23 protein-coding genes and 1 pseudogene are annotated in these 24,054 nt (G+C 33.3%); 20 read left to right on the top strand and 4 right to left on the bottom strand.

What is annotated here, in order from left to right; translation table 11 throughout:
• Nucleotides 1–112: 112 nt before the first annotated feature.
• Nucleotides 113–448 carry a helix-turn-helix domain-containing protein gene (locus IAI10_RS10750; RefSeq protein WP_396334365.1) on the bottom strand — a complete coding sequence of 112 codons (336 nt, stop codon included), beginning with the start codon at nucleotides 446–448 and terminating at the stop codon, nucleotides 113–115.
• Between the two features lie 470 nt (nucleotides 449–918).
• On the opposite strand from IAI10_RS10750, the gene IAI10_RS10745 reads away from it, so the two are divergent.
• From IAI10_RS10745 to IAI10_RS10700, 10 genes are all read left to right on the top strand, one after another.
• On the top strand, nucleotides 919–2,676 hold the full coding sequence (locus tag IAI10_RS10745) for an ABC transporter ATP-binding protein (RefSeq protein WP_315673257.1): 1,758 nt from the start codon (nucleotides 919–921) through the stop codon (nucleotides 2,674–2,676).
• Nucleotides 2,666–4,378, top strand: coding sequence for an ABC transporter ATP-binding protein (locus IAI10_RS10740; protein ID WP_315673256.1), 1,713 nt, complete (start codon nucleotides 2,666–2,668; stop codon nucleotides 4,376–4,378). Before IAI10_RS10745 ends, IAI10_RS10740 begins: the two co-directional genes overlap by 11 nt.
• 53 nt (nucleotides 4,379–4,431) lie before the next feature.
• Nucleotides 4,432–5,064, top strand: a complete 633-nt coding sequence (locus tag IAI10_RS10735; protein WP_315673255.1) for a hypothetical protein — start codon at nucleotides 4,432–4,434, stop codon at nucleotides 5,062–5,064.
• 40 nt (nucleotides 5,065–5,104) lie between these two features.
• Nucleotides 5,105–5,659, top strand: coding sequence for a DUF1697 domain-containing protein (locus tag IAI10_RS10730; RefSeq protein ID WP_315673254.1), 555 nt, complete (start codon nucleotides 5,105–5,107; stop codon nucleotides 5,657–5,659).
• Between the two features lie 88 nt (nucleotides 5,660–5,747).
• Nucleotides 5,748–6,512: a hypothetical protein gene (locus tag IAI10_RS10725; protein WP_315673253.1), complete on the top strand. Its 765-nt coding sequence runs from the start codon at nucleotides 5,748–5,750 to the stop codon at nucleotides 6,510–6,512.
• Nucleotides 6,513–6,578: 66 nt separating this feature from the next.
• Nucleotides 6,579–7,154 (top strand): HD domain-containing protein, encoded by a 576-nt coding sequence (locus IAI10_RS10720; protein WP_315673252.1) that lies wholly within the window; start codon nucleotides 6,579–6,581, stop codon nucleotides 7,152–7,154.
• A 341-nt stretch (nucleotides 7,155–7,495) separates the two neighbouring features.
• Nucleotides 7,496–8,641: an alanine--glyoxylate aminotransferase family protein gene (locus tag IAI10_RS10715; RefSeq protein WP_315673251.1), complete on the top strand. Its 1,146-nt coding sequence runs from the start codon at nucleotides 7,496–7,498 to the stop codon at nucleotides 8,639–8,641.
• A gap of 31 nt (nucleotides 8,642–8,672) precedes the next feature.
• On the top strand, nucleotides 8,673–9,206 hold the full coding sequence (locus IAI10_RS10710) for an ECF transporter S component (protein WP_315673250.1): 534 nt from the start codon (nucleotides 8,673–8,675) through the stop codon (nucleotides 9,204–9,206).
• Between the two features lie 227 nt (nucleotides 9,207–9,433).
• Nucleotides 9,434–11,068: an NAD-dependent malic enzyme gene (locus IAI10_RS10705; RefSeq protein WP_315673249.1), complete on the top strand. Its 1,635-nt coding sequence runs from the start codon at nucleotides 9,434–9,436 to the stop codon at nucleotides 11,066–11,068.
• A 200-nt stretch (nucleotides 11,069–11,268) separates the two neighbouring features.
• The gene (locus IAI10_RS10700) at nucleotides 11,269–12,033 is read left to right on the top strand and encodes a class III extradiol ring-cleavage dioxygenase (RefSeq protein WP_315673248.1); all 765 of its coding nucleotides are present in this window, start codon (nucleotides 11,269–11,271) and stop codon (nucleotides 12,031–12,033) included.
• 63 nt (nucleotides 12,034–12,096) lie between these two features.
• On the opposite strand, the gene IAI10_RS10695 is transcribed toward IAI10_RS10700, so the two are convergent.
• A complete protein-coding gene (locus IAI10_RS10695) occupies nucleotides 12,097–12,552 on the bottom strand; it encodes a DUF3788 family protein (protein WP_315673247.1) in 456 nt (151 codons plus the stop codon).
• Between the two features lie 239 nt (nucleotides 12,553–12,791).
• Here IAI10_RS10695 and IAI10_RS10690 point away from each other — a divergent pair, with 239 nt between their 5' ends.
• The 3 genes from IAI10_RS10690 to IAI10_RS10680 all read left to right on the top strand — a co-directional run bounded on the left by IAI10_RS10690 (nucleotide 12,792) and on the right by IAI10_RS10680 (nucleotide 14,371).
• A complete protein-coding gene (locus IAI10_RS10690) occupies nucleotides 12,792–13,100 on the top strand; it encodes a 5-fold beta-flower protein (RefSeq protein ID WP_315673246.1) in 309 nt (102 codons plus the stop codon).
• 215 nt (nucleotides 13,101–13,315) lie between these two features.
• The gene (locus IAI10_RS10685) at nucleotides 13,316–14,077 is read left to right on the top strand and encodes a DUF2087 domain-containing protein (RefSeq protein WP_315673245.1); all 762 of its coding nucleotides are present in this window, start codon (nucleotides 13,316–13,318) and stop codon (nucleotides 14,075–14,077) included.
• A gap of 12 nt (nucleotides 14,078–14,089) precedes the next feature.
• Nucleotides 14,090–14,371, top strand: a complete 282-nt coding sequence (locus tag IAI10_RS10680) for a DUF2087 domain-containing protein (protein WP_315673244.1) — start codon at nucleotides 14,090–14,092, stop codon at nucleotides 14,369–14,371.
• Nucleotides 14,372–14,423: 52 nt separating this feature from the next.
• On the opposite strand, the gene IAI10_RS10675 is transcribed toward IAI10_RS10680, so the two are convergent.
• Nucleotides 14,424–14,864, bottom strand: coding sequence for a ferritin family protein (locus tag IAI10_RS10675; protein ID WP_315673243.1), 441 nt, complete (start codon nucleotides 14,862–14,864; stop codon nucleotides 14,424–14,426).
• 150 nt (nucleotides 14,865–15,014) lie between these two features.
• On the opposite strand from IAI10_RS10675, the gene fucO reads away from it, so the two are divergent.
• Nucleotides 15,015–16,163, top strand: coding sequence for a lactaldehyde reductase (gene fucO / locus IAI10_RS10670; protein ID WP_315673242.1), 1,149 nt, complete (start codon nucleotides 15,015–15,017; stop codon nucleotides 16,161–16,163).
• A gap of 80 nt (nucleotides 16,164–16,243) precedes the next feature.
• Here fucO and IAI10_RS10665 read toward each other — a convergent pair whose 3' ends face one another.
• Nucleotides 16,244–17,155, bottom strand: coding sequence for an AraC family transcriptional regulator (locus IAI10_RS10665; RefSeq protein ID WP_315673241.1), 912 nt, complete (start codon nucleotides 17,153–17,155; stop codon nucleotides 16,244–16,246).
• Nucleotides 17,156–17,230: 75 nt separating this feature from the next.
• Here IAI10_RS10665 and IAI10_RS10660 point away from each other — a divergent pair.
• The 6 genes and pseudogenes from IAI10_RS10660 to IAI10_RS10640 all read left to right on the top strand — a co-directional run.
• A pseudogene (locus tag IAI10_RS10660) lies at nucleotides 17,231–19,627 on the top strand (glycoside hydrolase family 3 protein); the annotation flags it as partial.
• Between the two features lie 212 nt (nucleotides 19,628–19,839).
• Nucleotides 19,840–19,929, top strand: coding sequence for a hypothetical protein (locus IAI10_RS24670; protein WP_396334368.1), 90 nt, complete (start codon nucleotides 19,840–19,842; stop codon nucleotides 19,927–19,929).
• A gap of 203 nt (nucleotides 19,930–20,132) precedes the next feature.
• On the top strand, nucleotides 20,133–20,903 hold the full coding sequence (locus IAI10_RS10655; protein ID WP_315673239.1) for a DUF4886 domain-containing protein: 771 nt from the start codon (nucleotides 20,133–20,135) through the stop codon (nucleotides 20,901–20,903).
• A 144-nt stretch (nucleotides 20,904–21,047) separates the two neighbouring features.
• A complete protein-coding gene (gene hcp / locus IAI10_RS10650; protein WP_315673238.1) occupies nucleotides 21,048–22,688 on the top strand; it encodes a hydroxylamine reductase in 1,641 nt (546 codons plus the stop codon).
• A 134-nt stretch (nucleotides 22,689–22,822) separates the two neighbouring features.
• The gene (locus IAI10_RS10645; RefSeq protein ID WP_315673237.1) at nucleotides 22,823–23,431 is read left to right on the top strand and encodes a hypothetical protein; all 609 of its coding nucleotides are present in this window, start codon (nucleotides 22,823–22,825) and stop codon (nucleotides 23,429–23,431) included.
• A 4-nt stretch (nucleotides 23,432–23,435) separates the two neighbouring features.
• Nucleotides 23,436–23,993: a hemerythrin domain-containing protein gene (locus tag IAI10_RS10640; RefSeq protein ID WP_315673236.1), complete on the top strand. Its 558-nt coding sequence runs from the start codon at nucleotides 23,436–23,438 to the stop codon at nucleotides 23,991–23,993.
• The last annotated feature ends 61 nt before the right edge of the window (nucleotides 23,994–24,054 follow it).

The raw sequence follows: 24,054 nt of genomic DNA, 5'->3' as shown, positions 1-24,054 counted from the left end.
TTATTATAGAAAAACTTTTTGATAGTGGTGTTGAAAATAAGGGAAACTGAAAAATTGTAAGATAAACAAAGACGTAGTATGCATTCTCCTTTGAGCTTTACATGCTACGTTTTTAAAAAGCTTTTAAAAAAGGTTTGCTATATAATTTTCTGCATTTTGTAGGTGTAATATCATAATGTTTTCTAAATAAACGGCTAAAATAGTTAATATCATCAAACCCACACTTCATTGCAATTTCTGTAATGTTTAAATTCCCTTGTTTTAAGTAACGAGTCGCTTTATCCAGTCTTACTGTATTTATATAATCCGTAGTAGTTTTTCTAGTGATTTGCTTAAAGGTCCTGCAAAAATGATGCGGAGAGAAGCTGACACAATTTGCAAGTTCATACCCAATTTCTTTGTTAGAATATTCTTTCAGTATGGTTTTAATACATTCTAATATTTGCAAATCATTTTGAATTAGATTTTTAAAGGTAATACGATTTAATGCTAAGGGGGCAAGATATTTAGCTTGTAGTAAATCTTCTTGATTGCTAAATAGAAATATAGGTTCAATGCGAATTGCATAAAATTTTAGATTGTCCGAATAGCTTTCTATATAGTGAAGTGGCCTATAGATTTAATTGAAACAATTAGAAAAGAAAATACTACAATTATGAAGGCTATAATTATATTAATAGGAACTATTGAAAACATTAATGCTGATTGCATATGTTACCTTCATATGGAATTTTATACATTAATTGTATTATAAATAGTTGCAAAATTCAATCTGTTTATGATTTTTATTAAATTAATAATTGATGGACTTTCTTTAGTTAAATTCACACTGGTTAAAATGGAAATTTGAAAAATATATTCATATTTTGTATAATTAAGTAATCAAATAGCATGAAGTAAGTTGTTAGGGGGAAGGCAATGAAAAAACAGCTAGAAAAGAGAGAAATGCTTAAGCTATACTTTTGGACATTAAGCTACTTCAAACCGTTTATATTACCAACTTTCTTATATGTGCTATGCGGTGGGGGTATGATTTGGGGAGAATTAATGATTCCTCGCCGTATGGGATATTTAATTGATAATGTTATTCCATTAAAAAGCATGCAGCTACTAGTAAATCAAATTTTACTTTTGTGCGGAATCGTTATCTTGATTTTGATCGTAAAAGCCATATTCAACCTATTAGAACAAATCATATCTAACAAAATTATTAAGAATCAGCAAACGGATTTAATGGTGAAGCTACAAAAGTTAGGCTTTTCCTATTATGAAAAAGTGCCTACAGGAGAGATTTTAGCTCTATTTGAGAATGCTGTGAGTCAGACGCAGCAAACCTATACCTTTCTATTTCCGCAATTTATCTACTGCCTAGCACAGTTTGCAGTGCCATCCATTATTCTAATTTCCAGTGAACCAATATTTTTTTGGGCTGCGATGATTGGTAATATTATATATGTATTTCTTAATCGAACAGCAAATAAAAGAATACAGTATTATCTAGGCATTGAAACAAAAGCTGCACAAGCATCACAAAAGTCTCTATATGATGCAATTGAGGCTAGAACGGAATTAAAAGCAATAGGAAGCAAAGACTGGTTTATAAATAGAACTATTGAAGACTTCAATCAATTTAGAATCGCTAGAATGTGGTCAGTGTTTTGGAGACATTTTCGTTATACAACTGTGGGCTTTACGTTAACGATTTCTATTGTTTTATTTTACTTTTATGGCTTGAAACTAATACAAAGAGGTGCTTTATCTGTTGGAGATTTAGTTGGATACAGCTTTCTCATGGGACTTATTTCAAGAGGCTTTTCAGTGTTTTTTTATATTATTCCTGCTCAGTATAATGCACTAAATTACGCAAAGCATTTATATGAGTTTTTAAAGTTGAAGCCAGACGTAGTAGAAGAGGATAAAAGTTTAGAAGCAAAAATTGATGAATTTAATATTGAATTTAAAAAGGTTTCTTTTTCCTATAAGGAGAATCAACCCATCTTAAAAGATATATCATTTACCATTCCAGCTGGGAAAAAAACTGCTATTGTTGGAGGAAGTGGCAGCGGAAAGTCAACAATATTAAAGCTTATTGGCCGATTTTATGACGTTACAGCCGGAGAAGTTTCAATGGGTGGATATGATATTCGAAACTTAAAGCTTAAGGAGCTGAGACAAAATTTTGGATATGTGTTTCAGGATACATACTTATTCAATATGTCAATTAAAGACAATATTAAGTTCGGAAATCCTAGTGCCACTGAGGAAGAAATTGTACAAGCAGCAAAACATGCCAGTGCTCATGAGTTTATTATGGATACAGAAGAAGGCTATGACACAATTCTTGGTGAACGCGGTGTACGTTTGTCTGGCGGTCAAAAGCAGCGTATCTCCATAGCCAGAATGATGCTTAAGGAGCCTAAGATTATTCTATTAGATGAGGCCACCTCAGCACTGGATAACTTGACAGAGGCTGCTGTTAAGAAGTCTATTGAGGAATTATCAGCTGGTAAAACAGTGGTGACTGTAGCACATAGGCTTTCTACAATCAGAGAATATGATTCAATCATAGTTCTTGAAGAGGGTAAAATTGCAGAACAAGGAAACTATCAGTCGTTGATTGATAAAAAGGGACTATTTTATGAATTAGTAATGAGAGGTGCTAAAAATGAGGGCTAATATGGTGTTCATATTTAAATATATGAACATGAAACGTTTACTTTTACTAGGATATTTCGCGATTTTTTTAGAAAGCTTGACTCCCATTATTGCAACTTTACTACAAGGTGATTTGATTGATAAAGTCTTCACCCAAAAACAGTATCAGGAATTTCCTAAAATACTTGCACTATATGCAATTTTCTTTTTTGGACCAAGGCTATGGTTTACAGTTAGAAAGGTAGCCTTTTTCCATATAGGTTACCATCTTCAAATGTCTTTAACAAAGGAATTTTTATCAAAAGTTTATGATATGCTTACTGCAGTTTTTAATAAAGAACACGTAGGCAGCTTATTAAATAATATTAGAAACAATATAGCTGATGCCAGTGATTTATCTGTTAATCAAATTCTTTCAGAATCAGTGAAAAATATTCTTACCATCGTGTTTTTAGCATTTTCAATAGCAAATATTAATTTTATAATGCTGCTTATTGTAGTGACAGTAACAATTATTTATTATGTTTTGCTTCACAAATTTGGGGAGAGAATAAAACAGTTTTCACAGCGTGTAAAAGAAGAAAAGGCCAGTGTTTCGATTACTATTGAAGAGAGCATTTCATCAATCAGGGAAATCACAGCATATAATCGTCAGCAATGGCAGCTTCAGCAGTATGAGAATAAGTTTTCTGATTGCTTTAAGGCTATTATAAAGCAAGGTTTATTTAAAAATAAAATGTCATTTGTAAGTGACCCTTTTCTCTATGGCACCAGACTTGTTACAATTTTGTTTGGAGGTATGGGGGTCATATCAAATAGTATTTCAATGGGTGAATTTGTTATAAGCTATACTTTTGTTGATCAATTTGTAACGGAGCTTGGACAATTATTTGAACAAGGCTTAACCTTTAAAAGACTGGAGGCTTCTATTGAATGTATTCAGTCTGTAATGGGAAAAAAGAGTGCTGAGTTTGGCTCAGTTGATTTTAGTGGAAAGATCGAATCGATAAAATTTAAAGATGTAACATTTAGCTATTCAACGGATTCTGCTGCAGTCCTTAATAATTTATCAATGGATTTTCCAATTGGTAAGAAAATTGCAATTGTTGGTGCAAGTGGTAGTGGAAAGTCAACTATTACACAATTGCTACTTCGAGCGTATTTACCTGATGAAGGAGAGATTACTATTAACGATGTTTCAATCAATTGTTACGGAAAGCAATTTACAGATAAAATTTCAGTGGTTTTTCAGCAGCCCTATTTTATACCTTCCAGCATTAGAGAAAATCTTGTATTTGATAAAGAATATGATCAATTACATATTGAAAGTGTATGTAAAGAAATGCTTTGTCATGATTTTATTATGGGCTTTCAAAATGGATATGAAACGCAAGTTGGTGAGCGTGGAACTGTCTTATCGGGGGGACAAAAGCAGAGACTTGCGTTATCAAGAGCTATTTTAAAGAATACAGAAGTACTTATTTTAGATGAAGCAACATCAGCATTAGACACTGAAACTGAATTTTACGTTCAAATGAATCTCGATAGATTAAGAAAGGGAAAGACCACAATCATAATAGCTCATAGATTATCAACTATTCAAAATGCAGATATTATATACGTTTTAGATAAAGGCAATGTTGTTGCTCAAGGCACGCATGAAAAGTTGATGACTGAAAGTGATGCATATAAGGAACTATATACTTTTCAGCAAATAAGATGAAGGCTTTTTTAGATTATATCTTATAATGAAAATATTCAGAAGGTGGAATTTGTATGAAAAAATCAAAAATAATAGTTCTTATTTTATCTTTATTGCTTACGCTAATATTGCCAGCATGCGATAGTCCAGGAGGTGAGAAAAATGCGAAGCCGGTAATCTATTTATATCCAGCTTCAGAACAGACAGTGAGTGTAAAGTTAGACTACAAGGGCAAGCTTACTTGCAGTTACCCTGAATATAAGGATGGCTGGACAGTAGAAGTAAAGCCAGACGGTAGTTTAATTAATCTTTCTGACAATAAGGAATACTCATATTTATTTTGGGAAGGAATTTCAAAAAATAAATGGGACATGACCAAAGGCTTTGTGGTAAAAGGCAGCGATACGGAAAAGTTTCTTCAAGAAAAACTTGCCTATCTTGGACTGACTACAAAAGAATATAATGAGTTTATAGTGTACTGGCTTCCTATTTTACAGGAAAATAAGTACAATCTCATAAGCTTCGCAGGTGAGGATTATGAGAATATTGCAAAGCTTGATATAACGCCAAAGCCGGATTCAATGCTAAGAGTAATGATGCTCTATAAGCCTTTAGATAATCCTGTGAAAGTAGAGGAGCAGAAGCTTAGGCCTTTTAGCAGAAAGGGGTTTACAGTGGTTGAATGGGGCGGAACAAAGGTGAATTAATTAAAAATTATAAGTAATATAGTAAGGAGAGATGAAACAAATGAAGGTTTTTATAGCATTTTTAAGAGGCATTAATGTAGGTGGAAAGAATATAATTAAGATGGCTGAGTTAAAAAAAGTATTTGAATCTCTTGGGTTTAGTGAGGTAAAAACATATATACAAAGCGGGAATGTACTGTTCAAATCAAGTGAACCAGAAGATTATCTTCAAAATAAAATCCAAGATGAGATTGAGTCAGCTTTCGGTTTTCCAGTTAAAGTTGTATTAAGAACCTCTGAAGAGTTGGAGAGCATTATTTTGAATTGCCCATTCTCCAGAGAGAAAATATTAGAAGCTGAGTCATCATCCAAAGTTGAGAGTTTATATGTTGCTTTTTTGGAAAAAGCTCCGTTAAAAGAAAAAATTGAGGTTCTTAATGCTTATAAAAATGAAAATGATGAATATTTTATTTTAGGGAGAGATGTATTTCTTTTATTCTTTAACAGTATTCGAAATTCAAAACTTGCCAGCAATCTTCAGAAATTAGATGCATCAGCAACTGTGCGCAATTGGAAAACAATCAATAAGCTTTCTATGCTAGCAAAAGAGATGTAAAAATTGCTTTAATATGGATTAATTAGATTGACTTTAGTGTCAAATTTCGTAATAATATCATTGAATATAATTTCTTAGGGGGATTGCCATGGGAGAATTTGGAGTGTCTGAAGGATTGATCAATAAAAAGAATGTTAATGAAAAAGGGTTGTGGAATCCTAAGTATTTTTTGGTAATAAGCATAATTTTTTCTTTTGTTCCAGCTGGAGTTTTGTATGCTCTTAATTATGGACGAATGGGAGACAAGAAGAAAAAGAATTATACTCTTTTTTCAGTGATTGCAGGCTTTTTATTGCTTTTAGTAGTATCGGTTTTCATTCCTGGGAATGATAGTAAATATATTGGCTATGCTGTAAATATTTTTGTTGCTTCTTACTTTTCAAGGAATCAAAAAGAGTTATATGCCTCTCACATTCTAGGTGGAGGTAAAAAAGCTTCCTTTGCTTTACCAATATTCTTGAGTATTATTATTTGTGCTATAATTGTAGTACCTCTAATTGCATTAACAGTTTATTATGGAGATATCCCAGATAATAAAATTCAGATACATGGAAGTGAGCTATATTATACAGAAAATATTAAACAAGATGATGCTAAAAAATTTGGAGAGTATCTATATAATTCTCAAATCATTGGCGATAATGATAAAGCTTCACTGAAAATTGATAAAATAGATAATGAATATATCTTTTCGGTTATAATTGATCAAAAATATTTAAATGACAAGGATGTTGCAGATCAATATCAAGATTTAGCTAATTTACTTTCCACAGATTATTTTAAAAATTCCAAAGTAAAAATACAGTTTTGCAACGAAAGATTTAAAGAATTAAAATCTTTTAGCTCAAACTAGTGAAAAGAAAGCTTAAGATAAGAATATGTAAAAGATAAAGTAATGTATTGGGTGGTGCAAAATAAAATGAACACAAGACAATTTATTGATATAATGTCCATAGCAGAAAAGTTAAAAAATAATACTCGTCATTCATGGACCTCATCGAATCGGCATGAAAGTGTAGCAGAGCATAGCTGGCGATTGTCTTTAATGGCATATCTAGTGAAAGATGAGTTTCCTGATGCAGATATAAACAAAGTGATTTTAATGTGTATATGGCATGATATAGGTGAAGCTATTACTGGTGATATTCCAGCCTTTGTAAAAACAGAAAGCGATGAAACCGTAGAGAATGATGCAGTTTCAGATCTACTTTGGAGTTTGCCACAGCCATATAAAACAGAATTGCTAGAACTATTTTTAGAAATGAATAAACAAGAAACTGTAGAAGCTAAAATTTATAAGGCACTAGATAAGATGGAAGCATTAATTCAACATAATGAAGCAGACTTGTCAACCTGGATACCACTTGAATATGAAGCAAACCTCTGGTATGGAAAGAAAGAAGTGGAATTTTCTGATTACATGAAAGAATTAAAGCAAACGATATATGAAGATTCCATTGAGAAAATTAATGGTGGAAAAAAAGATATAGTATAATCAGGTGATTGAAATGAAAATATTCATTAAAATTATTTATATTCTTTTAATATTTTCTATAGTTTTTATATCTGCCTGCTCTAAAGGAGACAAAACTTTCAAATGGTTCAAAAGAAATATCTCAACTTGACATCCCAAATGAAATAATCATTAGCATTAATTCAAGCATAGAGCCTTTTAGAGTCTGGGCTCCGCAAATAAAGAACTTAATTGATATTGAGTATAAGAATATTTTTAAATAGATAACATGAAAAAAAGTGGATTGTATCGGTACAATTCACTTTTTCTGCTTTATGTGCTATTTTATTAATATTACAAACTAAAAAAAGGGGGTATTTCTAATGAATAATAAATTTGTATATGCGCCGGGGCCTACCAGCGTAAGGGAAAATGTGAGACTAGAGAGGGCTAAAACTACCACTAATCCAGATGTAGATGAAGAATTTGTTGAATTTTATAAAAATACCTGTGAGAAAATAGGAAAAATAATTAATACTGAAAATCCAGTATACATATTGAGTGGCGAAGGAATTTTAGGATTAGAAGCGGCCTGCGCATCTCTTACTGAACCAGGAGATAGAGTTCTTGTACTAGATAATGGAATTTACGGAAGAGGCTTTAAGGATTTTGTTGAAATGTATGGAGGAGAAGGAGTATATTTTTCAGATAATTATAGCAAAGCTATCGATGTGAAGAAATTAAGCGAATTTTTAGAAGTGGATCATAGCTTTAAGTATGCTACAGTAGTTCATTGTGATACACCAACAGGTGTTTTAAATGATTTATCCAAGATATGCCCATTGCTTAATAAGTATGGAATATTAACTGTGGTTGATTCGGTTTCAGCTATGGCGGGGGAAGCTATAAAAGTTGATGAGTGGAAAATAGATATTGCTTTAGGCGGGTCCCAGAAAGCTTTTTCAGCTCCAGCTGGATTAACTATGGTCAGTATTAGTGAAAAAGCTAAAGCATCAATGAAGAATAGAAAGACTCCTATAACAGGTTTTTATTGCAATTTAACTATTTGGGAAAATTATTATAAAGATAAGTGGTTTCCGTATACAATGCCTATAAGTGACATTATGGGATTAAGCAAGGCAGCTGATAATATTTTAGAGGAGGGAATTGAAAATGTACTTAATAGACATGAAAAGATTGCAGCGGCCACAAGAAAAGCTGTTAAGGAATATGGACTTGAACTATTTTTAACTGAGGGCTATTCCAATACAGTAACTGCTGTTAAGATACCGCAAAGTATAGGAGCATTAAAGCTTAAGGCTCACATGCTAAAGAAATATGACACTTTAATAATTACATCCTTAAAGCCTTATGATGATGAGATTTTAAGAATAGGACATATGGGAGAAAATGCTCGTGAGGATAAAATGGTTTATGCATTAAATGTAATAGGCAAAGGATTAAAGGATCTAGGTTTCAATAGTGAAAAAGAGTTGGTGGAATTGTTTAATAAATATTTATACAAATAATAATTTTATAAATAAAAATGGGGGAAAGACGATGGAAATAAATAAAGTAAAAAGTAAATTTACAATTAAGGACATGGTGGTAACAGCACTATTAATAGCGTTAGTGTTTGTAGCAACTTCATTCATTAATATTAGATTACCTTTCTTATCTAACGGAGGATTGGTTCACTTAGGAAATGTAATGCTATTTACAGCAGCCATTGTTTTCGGAAAAGAAAAGGGAGCCATAGCTGGAGCTGTTGGTATGGCAATCTTTGATTTATCCTCAGGCTGGGCACTTTGGGCACCTTTTACTTTTGTGATAAGAGGAATTATGGGATATATGATTGGAGCTATTACCTGGAGCAAAAATAGAAATGGAAATAGTCTTTTGTTAAATATATTTGCAATGCTTTTATCTGGAGTTTGGATGATAATTGGATATTACATAACAGAAGGGATACTTTATGGCAATTGGATAACGCCAGCAGCATCAATACCAGGAAATTTGATGCAAATTGTTGTTGGATTAATATTAGGGTTACCTCTTGCTAAGGTTCTTAAAAAATATGTAAAATATATATAAAGTCCGAGAAATAATAGTATTAATTTTGAGTTATAAGCAATACTTATAACATTATAAATAAACAATATTGCTTATATTAGCTAGTTGGAAGTATAATAAGGCTGAAATGAAAAGAAAGGAAAACTTACGCATATTTATGAAACTCTTATGGCTTTAAGTGAACTTTCTTTTTACTTATTTTTATGTGATTGATTTGAATATACTAGAATTAGGAGGAATGCAAAATAATGACTAAGTTAGCAGGACAAGATTTATTAAGAAATCCATTTTTAAATAAGGGAACAGCCTTCACAGAAGAAGAAAGAGAAAAATATGCTCTTACAGGTTTGCTTCCAAATGAAGTGAGAACCATAGAACAGCAGGAGCAAATCATATATGAAAGAACAAAAGCTTTTTCAGATAATCTTGAAAAACATAATTATCTTATGAATTTATTTGATACAAATAGAACCCTTTTCTACTATGTTATAGGAAAGCATGTTACTGAATTTCTTCCAATAATCTATACTCCAACCATTGGAGATGCAGTTATAAATTACTCTAAAAACTATGAGACTCCAAAGGATGCAGTTTTCTTATCCGTTAATCATCCGGAAAACATAAAAAAATCCATAGAAGCAGGAATAAAAGGCCTTGAGGAAATAAAATTAATTGTAGTTACGGACGGTGAAGGAGTTCTAGGAATAGGTGACTGGGGAGTTCAAGGAGTTGATATTTCTATAGGAAAGCTTGCAGTTTACACAGTAGCTGCGGGTATTAATCCTAGAAATGTTCTTCCTGTGGTAATAGATGCTGGAACAAATAATGATAAACTTTTAAATGACCCATTATACTTGGGAAACAAGAATAAAAGAATAACGGGTGAAAAATATGATAGCTTCATAGATGAATTTGTAAAAATTTCCACTGAGCTTTTTCCAGAAGTGCTTCTTCACTGGGAAGATTTCGGACGTGGAAATGCCAGCAGGATACTTGAAAAATACAGATCTAAAATCTGTACCTTTAATGATGATATTCAAGGTACAGGAGTAATGATGGTATCTGCTATGAATGCTATTGGAGAGGTTACAAAGATTCCTGTAAAGGATCATAAAATATTGGTATTTGGAGGAGGAACTGCAGGAATTGGTATATCCGACCAAATACTCCTTGAAAAGGTTAGATCTGGGGCTGATGAAAAGAAAGCAATAAAGGATTTTTATATTATAGACAGACAAGGTCTTATTACTGAAGATATGGATGGATTAACAGATGGACAAAAAAAATATGCTAGGTCAAAAGGAGAGTTTGAAAAGCCTTTAACTGACATTGCTGAAATCGTAGCAGCAGTTAAACCATCAGTTCTTATTGGATGTTCTGGAGTTCACGGCGCTTTTTCTGAAGCAGCAGTAAGAAAAATGGCAGAAATAAATGAAAGACCGGCTATTATGCCTATTTCAAACCCTACTAGACTTGCAGAAGCAACTGCCAAGGATATTATAGAGTGGACTGATGGTAGAGCTCTTGTGGTAACAGGAAGTCCTTCTGATCCTGTAGCATATAAGGGAGTTACATATAAAATAGGGCAGGCAAATAATGCTCTACTATATCCTGGGCTTGGACTTGGAATAATAGTAGCAAAAGCTAAAACTGTTTCAGATGCGATGCTTTCAGCAGCTGCCCATGGAATTGCAGAGCTTCAGGATCTTTCAAAGCCAGGTGCATCTATATTGCCTCCTGTTGCGAGACTTAAGGAAGCTTCAAAGCTGGTTGCCACAGCAGTTGTGGAAGCAGCAGTTAAGGATGGACTGAATCGAGCTGAGATAATTGATGCAAAAGCAGCTGTTGAAAAAGAAATCTGGAAGGCGAAATACGAAATTTAATTTAGAGGTGCAAATCTAAAAAAATGTTTTTTGCACAAAAAGGTATGCTAATTTAATTTTTTAGCATGCCTTTTTTAATAATCATTACTTTAAAATATATAGTTGACAAAAGTAAGTAAGTTATTATAATATAGTAGTATAATATAATAAATAATACAAAATATTATATATATACATGTTGTAGTAAAGGAGTGTAAATTATGATTAAACCATTATTTTTATGTCATGGTGGTCCAACTCTTGCAGTGGAAAAGAATGAATATACAGATTTTTTAAAGGAATTAGGAAAGAAAGAAAAGCCGAAGGCTATTGTTATATTTACAGCGCATTGGGAAAATCAAACCACAACCATATCAGCTATAGATTCAAAATATGATATGATTTATGATTTTTATGGCTTTCCAAGAGAGTTATATTCTTTACAGTATGGAGCTAAGGGCTCAACTGAAGTAGCTTTAAAGGTTCAAAATTTACTTAAAAGCAGCAATATAGACAGTTATCTCGACACAAAGAGAGGCTTGGATCATGGAGCTTGGGATGTACTTTATCTTATGTATCCAGAAGCAGATATACCAGTTGTACAGGTTTCGGTTAATCCATTTCTTTCTATGGAGGAAGAATATAAAATAGGGGAAGCTATAAAAAGCTTGGGAGAAGAAGACATTCTAGTAATCGGAAGCGGATCAACGGTTCACAATTTGAGAACATTGACAGATGAAGGAGATAATCCTGTATCCTGGGCGGCACAGTTTGATAATTGGCTTATAGAAAAATTAGAAAGTAACGATAAGAAAGCTTTATTCTCTTATAGGAATTTAGCACCCTATGCAAAGAATGCAGTACCTCGCGAAGAGCATATTGTACCGCTATTTATAGCTATGGGAAGCGGCTTAAGCGACTCACCTAAGCTTCTTCATAAGAGCTATGAGCTTGGAACCTTAAGTCTTATTTGTATTCAATTTTAATTAATTATTACCTGATTTCATTTTAGATTTAAGCTGATAGTACAAAATGTGCTGCCTACTTATTTAGGAAGCACATTTTGGTTTAGGTTTTTTCTTAATAAATATAAGTTTTTCCATGTCTAATAGTTCATCATCATTTTCTATGCGGTAATGAATCCATCCGCCATCGCCGCAAGGGTAACGATTTTTCCACATTTCTTTTGTTTTTGGAAGCATAGTATCTAACATTTTATACAGTTCTTTTAGCTCACTTTTACCTATTGATATTGTAATGGTAAAGAGGCCTTTTTCAAAAAATAAGTAAAATAAATGCTTGCTTTTGCAGCTGTATTTGTATCCCCAGCCGTAGTTATTTCCGAATGGAAATTTTAATTCTCGAATTAAATCATAGTTTTCGGTTAGAAAATTTTCCAATTTGTTTATTCTTCCAGCAGCTTCGATGCCTAAAAGATTAGATATTTCTGAAGCTGAGGGCACCTTCGTTTTGTCCATAAATCGCTCTATTGTACTTGTGTACATTTATATCATCTCCTAAAATTTTCTACATACTTATGATAATCCGTAAAAAATGACAGCTGTATGTCATATTAAATATAAAAAATTTCTTATATTATTGTTATATATTGACAGACATATTTTGTCAATGGTTCATATAATGAAAACAGAAGGATATATTTCTTCTGAATATAAGAATAAGCAGCGTGAGATGAATTATATTTTATATATAAACGATAATAGGATGAAAAGGTGGAAAGCATATGGAAAGAGTATATGATTATAATCGTAGTGTTCATGGGTATGTAAAGAATAACAAAATATATGATAACAGACATCATGTTATGGGATATACTGATGGTTCAATGGTTTATGATGCAAGTCATACACCAGTAGCTTACTTTTCAAATGGGATGGTTTACCACCCGGCTACTGGAGTACCTGTAGGATATTATAATGGATATAATCTTTATAATATGAGCGGCAGGTACTTAGGCTATGGAAATCAAGGATGGTTGGGATTACTAGGTGCCGGCCTTCTCTTAGGATCTCTAGGAGGCTGGTGGTGGTAATTCCTTACTTTTAAAACTGTTCAATTTTTTCGGGGCTACAAAATGCCCCGAATTTAATTTAAGATTGTTGATTAATACATAAAAATTTTAGGTTTATATACACTCACTTATGTGGGTGTTTTTTCATTTAATGCCTTTTTAGTAATTGACATTATACAAACAAATATTTATAATGTTTATTATAAATATAAACATTATAAAGTAAGGTGTAAAAAATGAGCGATAAATTGTTTTTGGAAGCGGATATTAATGAAATTAAAAGAGGATATTCCTTTGATGAGGATAATGGCACATATAAATGTTTGATTTGTGAGGAGAAATTTGAAAATGGAGAAATTTATCCTATTGAAGGAAGATTTTTTGAAGCGGGCAGGGCAGTGGAATCCCATGTGGAAGAAAAACATGGAAATATGCTGAAGTTCTTATTGGAATTTGATAAGAAGTATACAGGTATCACGGATAATCAAAAAAATTTGCTTAAAGACTTTTATGAGGGCATGTCTGATAATGACATAGCTAAAAAGAATGGTGTATCACCAGCTACAATACGCCATCAGAGATTTGCGTTCAGAGAGAAGGCAAAGCAGGCGAAGGCCTATCTTGCTATTTTTGAATTGGTTGAAAGTAAAGCTGGAAGAGATATAAAAGAGGATTTAGTTACATTGCATAGTGGGGCTACTATGGTAGATGAAAGATATGAGGTTACTAATTCTGAACAGGATCAAATAATAAGAACATATTTTGATTCGTTAGAGCCTCTAAGGTTAAAAGCTTTTCCAACAAAAGAAAAGAGAAAAATAGTTGTACTGAGAAAGATATCAGCATTGTTTGAGCCTGGAAATAAGTATTCAGAAATACAGGTTAATGCAATACTTAAACCAATTCATGAAGATATAGCAACTATAAGAAGATATCTTATAGAATACGGATTTCTAGAAAGAACAAGGGATTGCAAAGAGTATTGGCTAAAGAGATAAGGAGTGATAAAAATGAACAGTGTTAATAATTATTTAGATAAGGAAGGAAAAATAAAGGTTTGGCCTTCTAAGCATGATTCCAGACTTTTGGTTTTAGAGTATTTGGCTGATAAATTTCAGTATAATCATTTTTACAGCGAAAAAGAAGTAAATAATATTATTGAGAACTATCATACTTTTGAAGATTATTTCTTGTTAAGAAGGGAGCTTATAGAAAGCAAACTTCTATCTCGCACAAGGAATGGGGCTAAATATTGGAGAACAGAAGAATCCGTTACGGAAGAAAAAATCTGATAATATACAATATAAACAAGCTCCTATGTCTATGTAGGGGCTTGTAAATTTATTAGCAAAGGCTAGCCAAATCTTCCTGAAACATGTTTGCATGTCTTTTTTCATCGGCTATAATTTTTTGAAGAAGCTTTTGTATATATGGATCTTGTATCATAGCTGCGTGGAGTTCATATTGATATATGGCATCTAATTCTCCTTTTATAGCTAGTTGAAGCCTATCAGCTATATTGCAGCCATAAGGCACAAAGGAGCTGTTCCAGTACTCACCGTATTCATTTATAAAAATAGGATTACCTCCAAGTTTTATTATAGTATCTCCTAAAAGATGCAGGTGAGTCATTTCATCTCTGGCTGCTTTCATAAAATCATTGGCAATCTTTTTATTATCTGTAACCATATTATAATATACGTATTGAGAAATTGCAGTGTATTCACTGCTTATTCCAGAATAGTCCTTCATCAGCAATTCTGAATAACATAGGTTTTGTTCCATTTTTCCACCTCCTGGTATAGGATATGAGTGGTAAAATAGTAAGGTGTTATTTTTATCAGCTTATCTAAAAGTTAATTTGAATTTTTATATGAAAAATTATAAAAAATGGAGTATAATAGGAATATAAATTGATTTTAGGAGGGAGATAAAATGGCAAATAGATTTGTTCTAAATGAAACTTCTTATCATGGAGCAGGTGCAATTAAAAATATTCCAGAAGAGGTAAAAATCAGAGGTTTCAAAAAGTCTTTTGTATGTTCAGACCCTGACTTAATTAAATTTGGTGTAACTAAGAAAGTTTTAGATGTACTTAATGAAAACGATTTGAATTATGAACTTTATTCAAACATAAAGCCTAATCCAACCATAGAAAATGTACAAACAGGTGTGGAAGCCTTCAAAAAATCTGGCGCAGATTATATAATAGCAATTGGCGGAGGTTCTTCCATGGACACTGCTAAGGCTATTGGAATAATAATAAACAATTCAGAATTTGCAGATGTACGAAGCCTTGAAGGTGTGGCTCCTACTAAAAATAAATGCGTACCAATAATAGCAGTTCCAACTACAGCAGGTACTGCAGCAGAGGTTACTATAAACTATGTTATAACAGATGTAGAAAAGAATCGTAAGATGGTATGCGTAGATCCTCATGACATTCCAGTAGTAGCAGTAATTGATCCAGATATGATGTCAAGCATGCCAAAAGGCTTAACTGCAGCTACAGGTATGGATGCTTTAACTCATGCTATAGAAGGATATATCACTGCAGGAGCTTGGGAATTGTCAGACATGTTTCATCTAAAAGCTATTGAAATTATCTCACGATCACTTAGAGATGCAGTAGCTAATACTCCAGAAGGAAGAGAAGGCATGGCTCTTGGACAATATGTTGCAGGAATGGGCTTTTCAAATGTAGGACTTGGAATTGTTCACTCCATGGCTCATCCTCTTGGAGCGCTTTACGATACACCACATGGTATTGCAAATGCAATAATACTTCCCACAGTAATGGAATATAATGCAGAAGCAACTGGTGATAAATACAAGTACATAGCACAGGCTATGGGAGTTAGTAGAACAGAAAATATGACTGTAGAAGAATACAGAAAAGCTGCTGTAGCTGCTGTAAGAAAACTATCACAGGATGTAGGAATCCCAGAAGACCTGAAGGCTATTGTTAAGAAGGAAGACATTCCTTTTCTTGCACAATCCGCTTATGATGATGCTTGCAGACCAGGAAATCCAAAAGAAACAAGCGTTCAGGATATAACTAAGTTATATGAGTCTCTAATATAAAGTAATTAAAATTGCTGTAAAGCTGAGAATAAACTAGCTTTGCAGCAGTTTTTATCAGCATAGTTTTTATATAACAAATTCTAACTCTGCTTCTTCAGCACATAAACTTCCGAAAATTCTTTCCTAAATTGCTTTGGAGAAATATTTTTATACTTTTTAAAAAGTTTTATAAAATAGCTGGTGGTGCTGAAGCCCACAGTATTTGCAATTTCTGTAATGTTCATATCCGTAGAAACTAAAAGCTTTTCAGCTTCCATTACTCTTGTGTAATTTACATATTCATTGAAATTCATACCCATATGCTCATTAAAAATTCTAGAAAAATAGCTTGGACTCATATTGCAGAGAAAGGCCATATGAGAAAGCTTAAGTTCCTCATCAAAATTCTCCAAAACATAATCAAGGCAAGGCTGAAGCCTTTGGATAAAATTTATATCTGAAAGAGGTGAATTTATAAAGTCGGTGCTGGTTTCATGAAAATATCTTAGAATCCAAAGAAAGATTCTGCAAATATGATTTTTTATGGCAAGCTCATAGCCGTAAGCCTCTTTCTGAAATTCGTTCAGTATGTCATATAGCAAAGCTGGTATAAAGGTAGTATCTATAATTGATTTTTCTATAACTTTCTGATGCTTTGAATTCTGCAAAATGAAGGGAAGTACATATTTTAGCTGCATATGGTTATGCAGCATTCCATTGTAAATAACCTCGGGCTCAAATCTTAATACAATATATTTTCCGCCGTCTGGAAGGTAGGCATTGATTTTATGCACCTCTTTTGAATTTATTAATACTAAATCTCCTTCGCTGAAATTGTGTGACTTTCCATTTAGTATTACCTCAAACACCCCAGTGACTCCATATAATATTTCTATATAGCTATGATAATGGGCGGGGAAACAATTTCCTGCCTGGTAAGCTTCTTGAAAGTGGCACAAATAATTGTAAGATACACCATTAATAACTTCTTTTTTTTGCTCTAAATTGTTCATATTATCACCTGTATGACAAAATATTTATATTTTTTCATATAAAAATTATATCTAAGTAAAATTCTATAATCTATAATGATGTTATCACAGCAGTTGGAGGTAAGCAATATGAATGTACAGAAAATCGGCGTTCCATTAAAAGGATTCCCTGAGTTTAGCAGAAAAGTAGCTGCGGAGGGAGCTGTTTTATTAAAAAATCAAGAGCAAAATCTTCCTATTAAAGAAGAAAAAATTTCTATTTTTGGAAGAATTCAAGTTAATTACTATAGAAGCGGAACAGGATCTGGAGGAAGTGTGAATGTTGAATATACAACTAATCTCTTAGATAGTCTTCGCAGTAAGAAAAAAATAGAAGTAAATGAAGAATTGGCAGCAATTTATGAAAAATGGATTGAAGAAAATCCCTTTGACAATGGTGGAGGCGGCTGGGCAGCTGAGCCGTGGCATCAAAAGGAAATGCCTTTGTCAGATGAAATTGTATCACAGGCTAGAAAAAAATCAGAAAAAGCCATAGTTGTTATTGGTCGTACTGCAGGAGAAGATCAGGATAATGCAGATGCGCCAGGAAGCTATCAATTAACTGAAGAAGAAAAAGATATGCTTAAAATAGTATGTAAGTATTTTGATAAAGTGGCAGTGGTACTAAATGTATCAAACATTATTGATATGGCATGGCTAGAAGAAAAATGCTATGCAGAAAATATAAAGAGTGTCATATATACCTGGCAGGGAGGCATGATAGGTGGAAATGCAGCAGCAGATGTGCTTGTAGGAGAGGTGACACCTAGCGGCAAGCTGGCAGATACCATCGCATATTCCATTAAAGATTATCCTTCTACCCAAAATTATGGCAGCAAGGTTAAAAACTATTATCAGGAAGATATTTATGTAGGTTACAGATATTTTGAAACTTTCTCCCCAGAAAAGGTTCAATTCGAATTTGGTTATGGATTGTCTTATACAGAATTTAATATAGAAGCTAATGATGCAAAAATTGTTACCAAGGGTGGAGAAAAATATTTTGAAATAGAGGTCAGAGTTAAAAATATAGGGTGTGACTTTGAAGGAAAAGAAGTGGTGCAAGTTTACTATGAGGCACCGCAAGGTGAGCTGGGAAAACCTTCAAGAGTTCTCGCAGCTTTCACCAAAACTAAAACTCTAAAACCTGGCGAAGCAGAGTACATTACTATCAGTTTCCCTATTAGTAGAATGGCATCCTATGATGATGGCGGCTTTACAGGAAATGACTATAGCTATGTATTGGAAAGCGGTGAATATAAGCTTTATGTTGGAAATAGCGTAAGGAAGGCTTCTAGGATTGGAGTAGAAGGAAAAGAAAGTTATAATATAGATAAGCTTCAGGTAATTGAAAAACTTGAGCAGGCTTTAGCTCCAACAGAAAGCTTTACAAGGATGAAGCCAGGAACTAGAAAAGCTGATGGAAGCTATGAAATAATTTATGAAGATGTGCCTAGACAGAATATTTCTTTAGAAGAACGCATAAAAAATAATCTTCCTAAAACTTTTGATTACACTGGAAATCTTGGCTATAAACTAAAAGATGTATATGATAAGAAAGTGAGTATGGAAGAATTTATTGCTCAGCTAACAGACGAGGAGCTAGCTGCTATTGTTAGAGGCGAAGGAATGAGCAGCCCTTGGGTTACTCCAGGAACTGCTTCTGCTTTTGGCGGAGTCACCGATACACTGTTTTCTTATGGAATCCCTATTGCATGTACAGCAGATGGTCCTTCAGGGATTCGTATGGAAGGCGGACTTAAGGCAACACAGCTTCCAATAGGAACTCTGCTTTCTGCTACTTGGAATGTAGAACTAGTAGAAGAGCTTTATAAAATGGAAGGTCAGGAGCTGGTATCTAACAATGTAGACACTTTGCTTGGACCAGGTATGAATCTTAGAAGAAGTCCATTAAATGGACGTAATTTTGAGTATTATTCAGAGGATCCCCTTGTTACAGGATATTTTGCTGCAGCAGCAACCCGCGGTATTAAAAAAGGCGGTTCCAATGCTACTCTTAAGCATTTTGCTTGTAATAACCAAGAAATAGCTAGAAGCAGGGTTGATGCGGTGGTTTCTGAGCGTGCTATTAGAGAGCTTTATTTAAAAGGCTTTGAAATAGCAGTTAAAGAAGGAAAGGCTAGGTCAATCATGACCTCTTATAATCCTCTTAACGGTCATTGGACAGCGTCCAGCTATGACTTAAATACTACTGTTCTTCGTAAAGAATGGGGATTTGATGGAATAGTAATGACGGACTGGTGGGCAATGATGAATGATGTTGTAAAGGGCGGAGAGCCTAGCAGCAAGAACACAAACTCCATGGTTAGAGCTCAGAATGATCTTTTCATGGTAATAAGCAATTATGGTGCAGAAATTAATTCTTCTGATGACAATACTATGGAATCCCTTAAAAATGGTTCGTTAACTAGAGGAGAATTACAGCGCTCAGCTATGAATATATGCAGTTTCATAATGGATTCACCAGTATTTTTCAGAAAGCAGGAATTAATAGAAAAGATAGAAATAGTTGAAGCAAGTAACGCAGTTTCACCAAATGCTTTACATGAATTAGCTGAGAATGCTGAATTTAAGCCTAATGTTAAAGAAGCAGCTTATATGAAGGTTAAAGAAGCCGGAATATACAGAATAGTAGCTAAGGTTAAGTGTCCAGGAAATTACTTGGCACAAACAGCTTGCAATATCGTATTAAATGGAAAGAATGTAGCTACAGTACAAACCAATGGAACAGATAATAACTGGGTAAGATACAAGTTAGGTAAGGTTGAACTTCAAGAAGGTTTATATGAAGTAAAACTTGATTTCATAAAACCAGGAATGGAATTTGACTGGATAGAATTTAAACAAGTTTAAAACTGAAAGAAAAATTATTGCATACCCTCTGCATATTAATTTATGCTGAGGGTATTAGCCTTTGCTTATATTGGGAGGAATTTAAATGGAAAAGAAAATCAAAATTTTAGCTATAGGTAACAGTTTCTCAGAAGATGCCACTCACTATCTTCATAAGATAGCCCAGGCAGGAGGGATAGATACAAAGATAGTGAATTTGTACATAGGTGGATGTCCATTAGAAACTCACTGGAAAAATATACAAGAAAATGCCAGGTTATATATGTATCAAATAAATGGAACGGCTACAGACAATTATGTGTCCATTAAGGATGCGCTTCAAGAAGAGGAATGGGATTTTGTTATAATTCAGCAGGCAAGCCATGACAGCGGCTTAGAGGAAACCTATTATCCTTATATTGAGCAATTATTTCAATATATAAAAGAGAACACTTCCCATGCGGAGATTTTGATTCACCAAACCTGGGCCTATGAAATAGACAGCACTCATGATTGTTTTGGACGATACCATAAGAATCAGCAGGAAATGTATGAGATGCTAAAGAAGGCTTATGCTAAAGCTGCAGATAAATTAGAAATTAGAATTATCCCCTGCGGTGATGTGATTCAAGAAGCAAGAAAAAAAGAACCTTTCATATATGAAAAAGGCGGTATTTCTCTTTGCAGAGATGGTTTCCATATGCACTACATATATGGCAGATATCTAACGGCTGCTACTTGGTATGAAGTCATACTAGGAAAAAATATTTTAGAAAATACCTATGTGCCTGAAACTATTTTTTCACCTGATGCAAATGTGGATTTAAAAGCCTTAAGTGTAATCAAAGACACCGTTCACAGCGTTATAAAGGGTTAAAATTTAAATTTATTTGGCTATGTAAAAACATAGCTTTTTTTTATTCCTGTAACAAATGTTACCGAAACATATAGTAATCCATAGTATTATTAACTCATGAAGAAAATAAAAAATAAATCTTAAAGATTTCAGGAGGATATACATATGGAAAATATGATGTTTTGTTATCAATGTCAGGAAACAGCAAGCTGCAGCGGCTGCACTAAAGTAGGTGTATGCGGGAAGAAACCAGAAGTAGCTAATATGCAGGATTTATTAATATATGTAACAAAGGGAATTTCAGAAATAACTACAAGACTTAGAAAAGAAGGAAAAGTAATCAGCAAAGATTTAAATCATATGATTACATTAAATTTATTCACAACTATAACAAATGCAAACTTTGATGAAGAGATATTCTATGAAAGAATAGTAATGACCTTAAATGCTAAAAAAGCTTTATTAGAAGAATTAACAAATAAGGACAACCTTTCTAAGGCTGCTTTATGGGAAAACTTTGATAAGGATGAAATGGCTAAAAAGGCAAAGACCGTAGGTGTACTAGCTACTGAAAATGAAGATATAAGAAGCTTACGTGAACTTATTATATATGGATTAAAAGGTTTATCTGCTTATTCAAAGCATGCAAATGCTCTTGGCTTTGATAACGAAGAAGTGGATGCTTTCCTTCAGGAAGCACTAGCAAAAACTTTAGATGATACGCTAACTGTTAATGAGCTTATAGAGCTTACTATGGCTACTGGTAAGAGTGGTGTTGATGGAATGGCACTTCTTGATGGTGCTAACACAGGAACTTATGGCAATCCTGAAATTACAAAGGTTAATATTGGTGTTGGAAATAAACCGGGAATACTTATATCTGGACATGATTTAAAAGATTTAGAAATGCTGCTTAAGCAGACAGAAGGAACTGGAGTTGACGTATATACTCACTCAGAAATGCTTCCAGCTCACTACTATCCAGCTTTTAAGAAATATAAGCATTTCATAGGAAACTACGGAAACGCATGGTGGAAGCAAAAAGAAGAATTTGAAAGCTTTAACGGACCAATTCTCATGACTACTAACTGTATAGTACCTCCTAAAGACAGCTATAAAGATAGAGTTTATACTACAGGAGCTGCAGGCTTCCCAGGCTGCAAGCATATTCCGGGCACGGTAGGAGTAGAGAAAGATTTCAGTGAAATAATTGAACATGCTAAGAAATGTGCAGCACCTACAGAAATTGAAAGAGGAGAAATTATCGGAGGCTTTGCTCATAATCAGGTTCTAGCATTAGCAGACAAGATAGTAGATGCAGTAAAATCAGGAGCTATAAAGAAATTTGTGGTTATGGCAGGCTGTGATGGAAGAGCTAAGTCAAGAAATTACTATACAGATTTTGCAAAAGCACTTCCAAAGGATGCGGTTATTTTAACAGCAGGATGCGCAAAATACAAATACAATAAGCTGGAATTAGGAGATATAGGAGGAATTCCAAGAGTTCTTGATGCAGGTCAGTGTAACGACTCTTATTCCTTAGCATTAATAGCTCTAAAACTTAAAGAAGTATTCGGTCTTGAAGACATAAATGAACTTCCAATAGTATTCAATATAGCATGGTATGAGCAGAAAGCTGTAATAGTACTTTTATCCCTATTATATCTTGGAGTTAAAAATATTCACTTAGGACCTACACTTCCAGCCTTCCTATCACAAAATGTAGCAAAAGTTTTGGTGGAAAATTTCGGTATAGCAGGAATCGGAACAGTAGAGGATGATATTGAATTATTCTTCGGCAAATAATACAGATCCGTTGGTTGAAAAGATAAATGTCTATTTAGCAGGGAAATAATAATAAAGGGTATGTGTTTGTGCATACCCTTTAATACTAAAGAAAAGATTAAAGCAGAGACAAAATAGAAAATGAGGAGAATTTTATGAGTAAATACTTAGGACCTATTCATTATAGGTTATATAATAAAATAAAGTTTCAGAATGCTGTAGTTAACCAGGTTATAGAGTTTTCAGAAGAAAATCAGATAGTGTCTGATTTAAAACAGGATATTGAAGAGAAGTTTGGAAGCTTAAGTGATAAGCCTTTAGAAGATATAATTGATGAAAGCAATATACACGGATGGCTTCAAAAGCAAGTTTCTGTGGTGGAATACAGATTTGCTTATGCAGTTACGAGTATTTTAAATAAAGACAAAAGTCATATAGAAGAAATAAAAACAATATTTTTTAACTATAGTAAAAATAATGCGGAAATAGGAGAGGAAGAGCCTTCTTATGCATTTAAATATTTAAATGATAAGCTTTTAGATGGTATGCCTTGCGATAGGGCTAATGCGATTGTTTCACAAGAGGAAAATGAAGTGATATGGAAAAGAAATGTTTGCTTACATAAATCCTATTGGGATGCAGTAGGCGGAGATATAAATGTATATTATACTTTAAGAGAAGCATTAATAAAAGGAATGCTTCATAATTCTAATTTGTATTACGAAAGAGTAGATGAAGTTACAAATAAGATAGCAAGGAGGTAATTTTATGTACAGCATTAACATTATGGTATCAGAGCATGATAATATAATGAAATTTAATAAGGCGGTTAGAAATGCATGCCTTGAAATACTTCAGGGCATGGAACCTTGTCCTGAGGATTTCCATAAGATGATAAGCTTCATTAGAAATTACGCAGATAAGCATCATCATGGTAAAGAGGAGCATATATTGTTTAAAGAAATGCAGCAGCATCTTGGCAATATTGGTACTAATTTAATCACACATGGCATGCTGGTGGAGCATGATTTGGGAAGACTCTACACCTCTGAATTGGAAGCGGCTGTTAATGAATATAGTAAAAGCAAAAGTTTAGACAGCAAGCTTGATATTGTGACTAATGCTGTTGGTTATACCAAGCTTTTGGAAAGGCATATAGATAAGGAAAATAAATTAGTTTATACCTATGCTGAAAAAAATCTTTCACAGGATATTTTAAAGGATGTGGATGTTAGAGTGGAAGAATTTGAAAAGCAAGCAGATGCCAATAATATATCGAAAACTTATTTGACCATATTAGATGAACTATCTAAAAAATATAAGTAAATATAGATTTGTAAAGAAGAAGGCTGTGTTTTATAAACATGGTCTTCTTCTTTAGGTTATG

The sequence above is a fragment of the Clostridium sp. 19966 genome, from assembly GCF_032335695.1.
In the GTDB taxonomy this organism is placed as follows: Bacteria; Bacillota; Clostridia; order Clostridiales; family Clostridiaceae; genus JACTOJ01.
This window is presented reverse-complemented; position numbering and strand designations above follow the sequence as displayed.

Excerpts from the sequence above, each read along its gene's own strand:
- IAI10_RS10745 (WP_315673257.1), top strand. The coding sequence starts at position 919 with ATGAAAAAACAGCTAGAAAAGAGAGAAATGCTTAAGCTATACTTTTGG.
- IAI10_RS10740 (WP_315673256.1), top strand. The coding sequence starts at position 2,666 with ATGAGGGCTAATATGGTGTTCATATTTAAATATATGAACATGAAACGT.
- IAI10_RS10735 (WP_315673255.1), top strand. The coding sequence starts at position 4,432 with ATGAAAAAATCAAAAATAATAGTTCTTATTTTATCTTTATTGCTTACG.
- IAI10_RS10730 (WP_315673254.1), top strand. The coding sequence starts at position 5,105 with ATGAAGGTTTTTATAGCATTTTTAAGAGGCATTAATGTAGGTGGAAAG.
- IAI10_RS10725 (WP_315673253.1), top strand. The coding sequence starts at position 5,748 with ATGGGAGAATTTGGAGTGTCTGAAGGATTGATCAATAAAAAGAATGTT.
- IAI10_RS10720 (WP_315673252.1), top strand. The coding sequence starts at position 6,579 with ATGAACACAAGACAATTTATTGATATAATGTCCATAGCAGAAAAGTTA.
- IAI10_RS10715 (WP_315673251.1), top strand. The coding sequence starts at position 7,496 with ATGAATAATAAATTTGTATATGCGCCGGGGCCTACCAGCGTAAGGGAA.
- IAI10_RS10710 (WP_315673250.1), top strand. The coding sequence starts at position 8,673 with ATGGAAATAAATAAAGTAAAAAGTAAATTTACAATTAAGGACATGGTG.
- IAI10_RS10705 (WP_315673249.1), top strand. The coding sequence starts at position 9,434 with ATGACTAAGTTAGCAGGACAAGATTTATTAAGAAATCCATTTTTAAAT.
- IAI10_RS10700 (WP_315673248.1), top strand. The coding sequence starts at position 11,269 with ATGATTAAACCATTATTTTTATGTCATGGTGGTCCAACTCTTGCAGTG.
- IAI10_RS10695 (WP_315673247.1), bottom strand. The coding sequence starts at position 12,552 with ATGTACACAAGTACAATAGAGCGATTTATGGACAAAACGAAGGTGCCC.
- IAI10_RS10690 (WP_315673246.1), top strand. The coding sequence starts at position 12,792 with ATGGAAAGAGTATATGATTATAATCGTAGTGTTCATGGGTATGTAAAG.
- IAI10_RS10685 (WP_315673245.1), top strand. The coding sequence starts at position 13,316 with ATGAGCGATAAATTGTTTTTGGAAGCGGATATTAATGAAATTAAAAGA.
- IAI10_RS10680 (WP_315673244.1), top strand. The coding sequence starts at position 14,090 with ATGAACAGTGTTAATAATTATTTAGATAAGGAAGGAAAAATAAAGGTT.
- IAI10_RS10675 (WP_315673243.1), bottom strand. The coding sequence starts at position 14,864 with ATGGAACAAAACCTATGTTATTCAGAATTGCTGATGAAGGACTATTCT.
- fucO (WP_315673242.1), top strand. The coding sequence starts at position 15,015 with ATGGCAAATAGATTTGTTCTAAATGAAACTTCTTATCATGGAGCAGGT.
- IAI10_RS10665 (WP_315673241.1), bottom strand. The coding sequence starts at position 17,155 with ATGAACAATTTAGAGCAAAAAAAAGAAGTTATTAATGGTGTATCTTAC.
- IAI10_RS10655 (WP_315673239.1), top strand. The coding sequence starts at position 20,133 with ATGGAAAAGAAAATCAAAATTTTAGCTATAGGTAACAGTTTCTCAGAA.
- hcp (WP_315673238.1), top strand. The coding sequence starts at position 21,048 with ATGGAAAATATGATGTTTTGTTATCAATGTCAGGAAACAGCAAGCTGC.
- IAI10_RS10645 (WP_315673237.1), top strand. The coding sequence starts at position 22,823 with ATGAGTAAATACTTAGGACCTATTCATTATAGGTTATATAATAAAATA.
- IAI10_RS10640 (WP_315673236.1), top strand. The coding sequence starts at position 23,436 with ATGTACAGCATTAACATTATGGTATCAGAGCATGATAATATAATGAAA.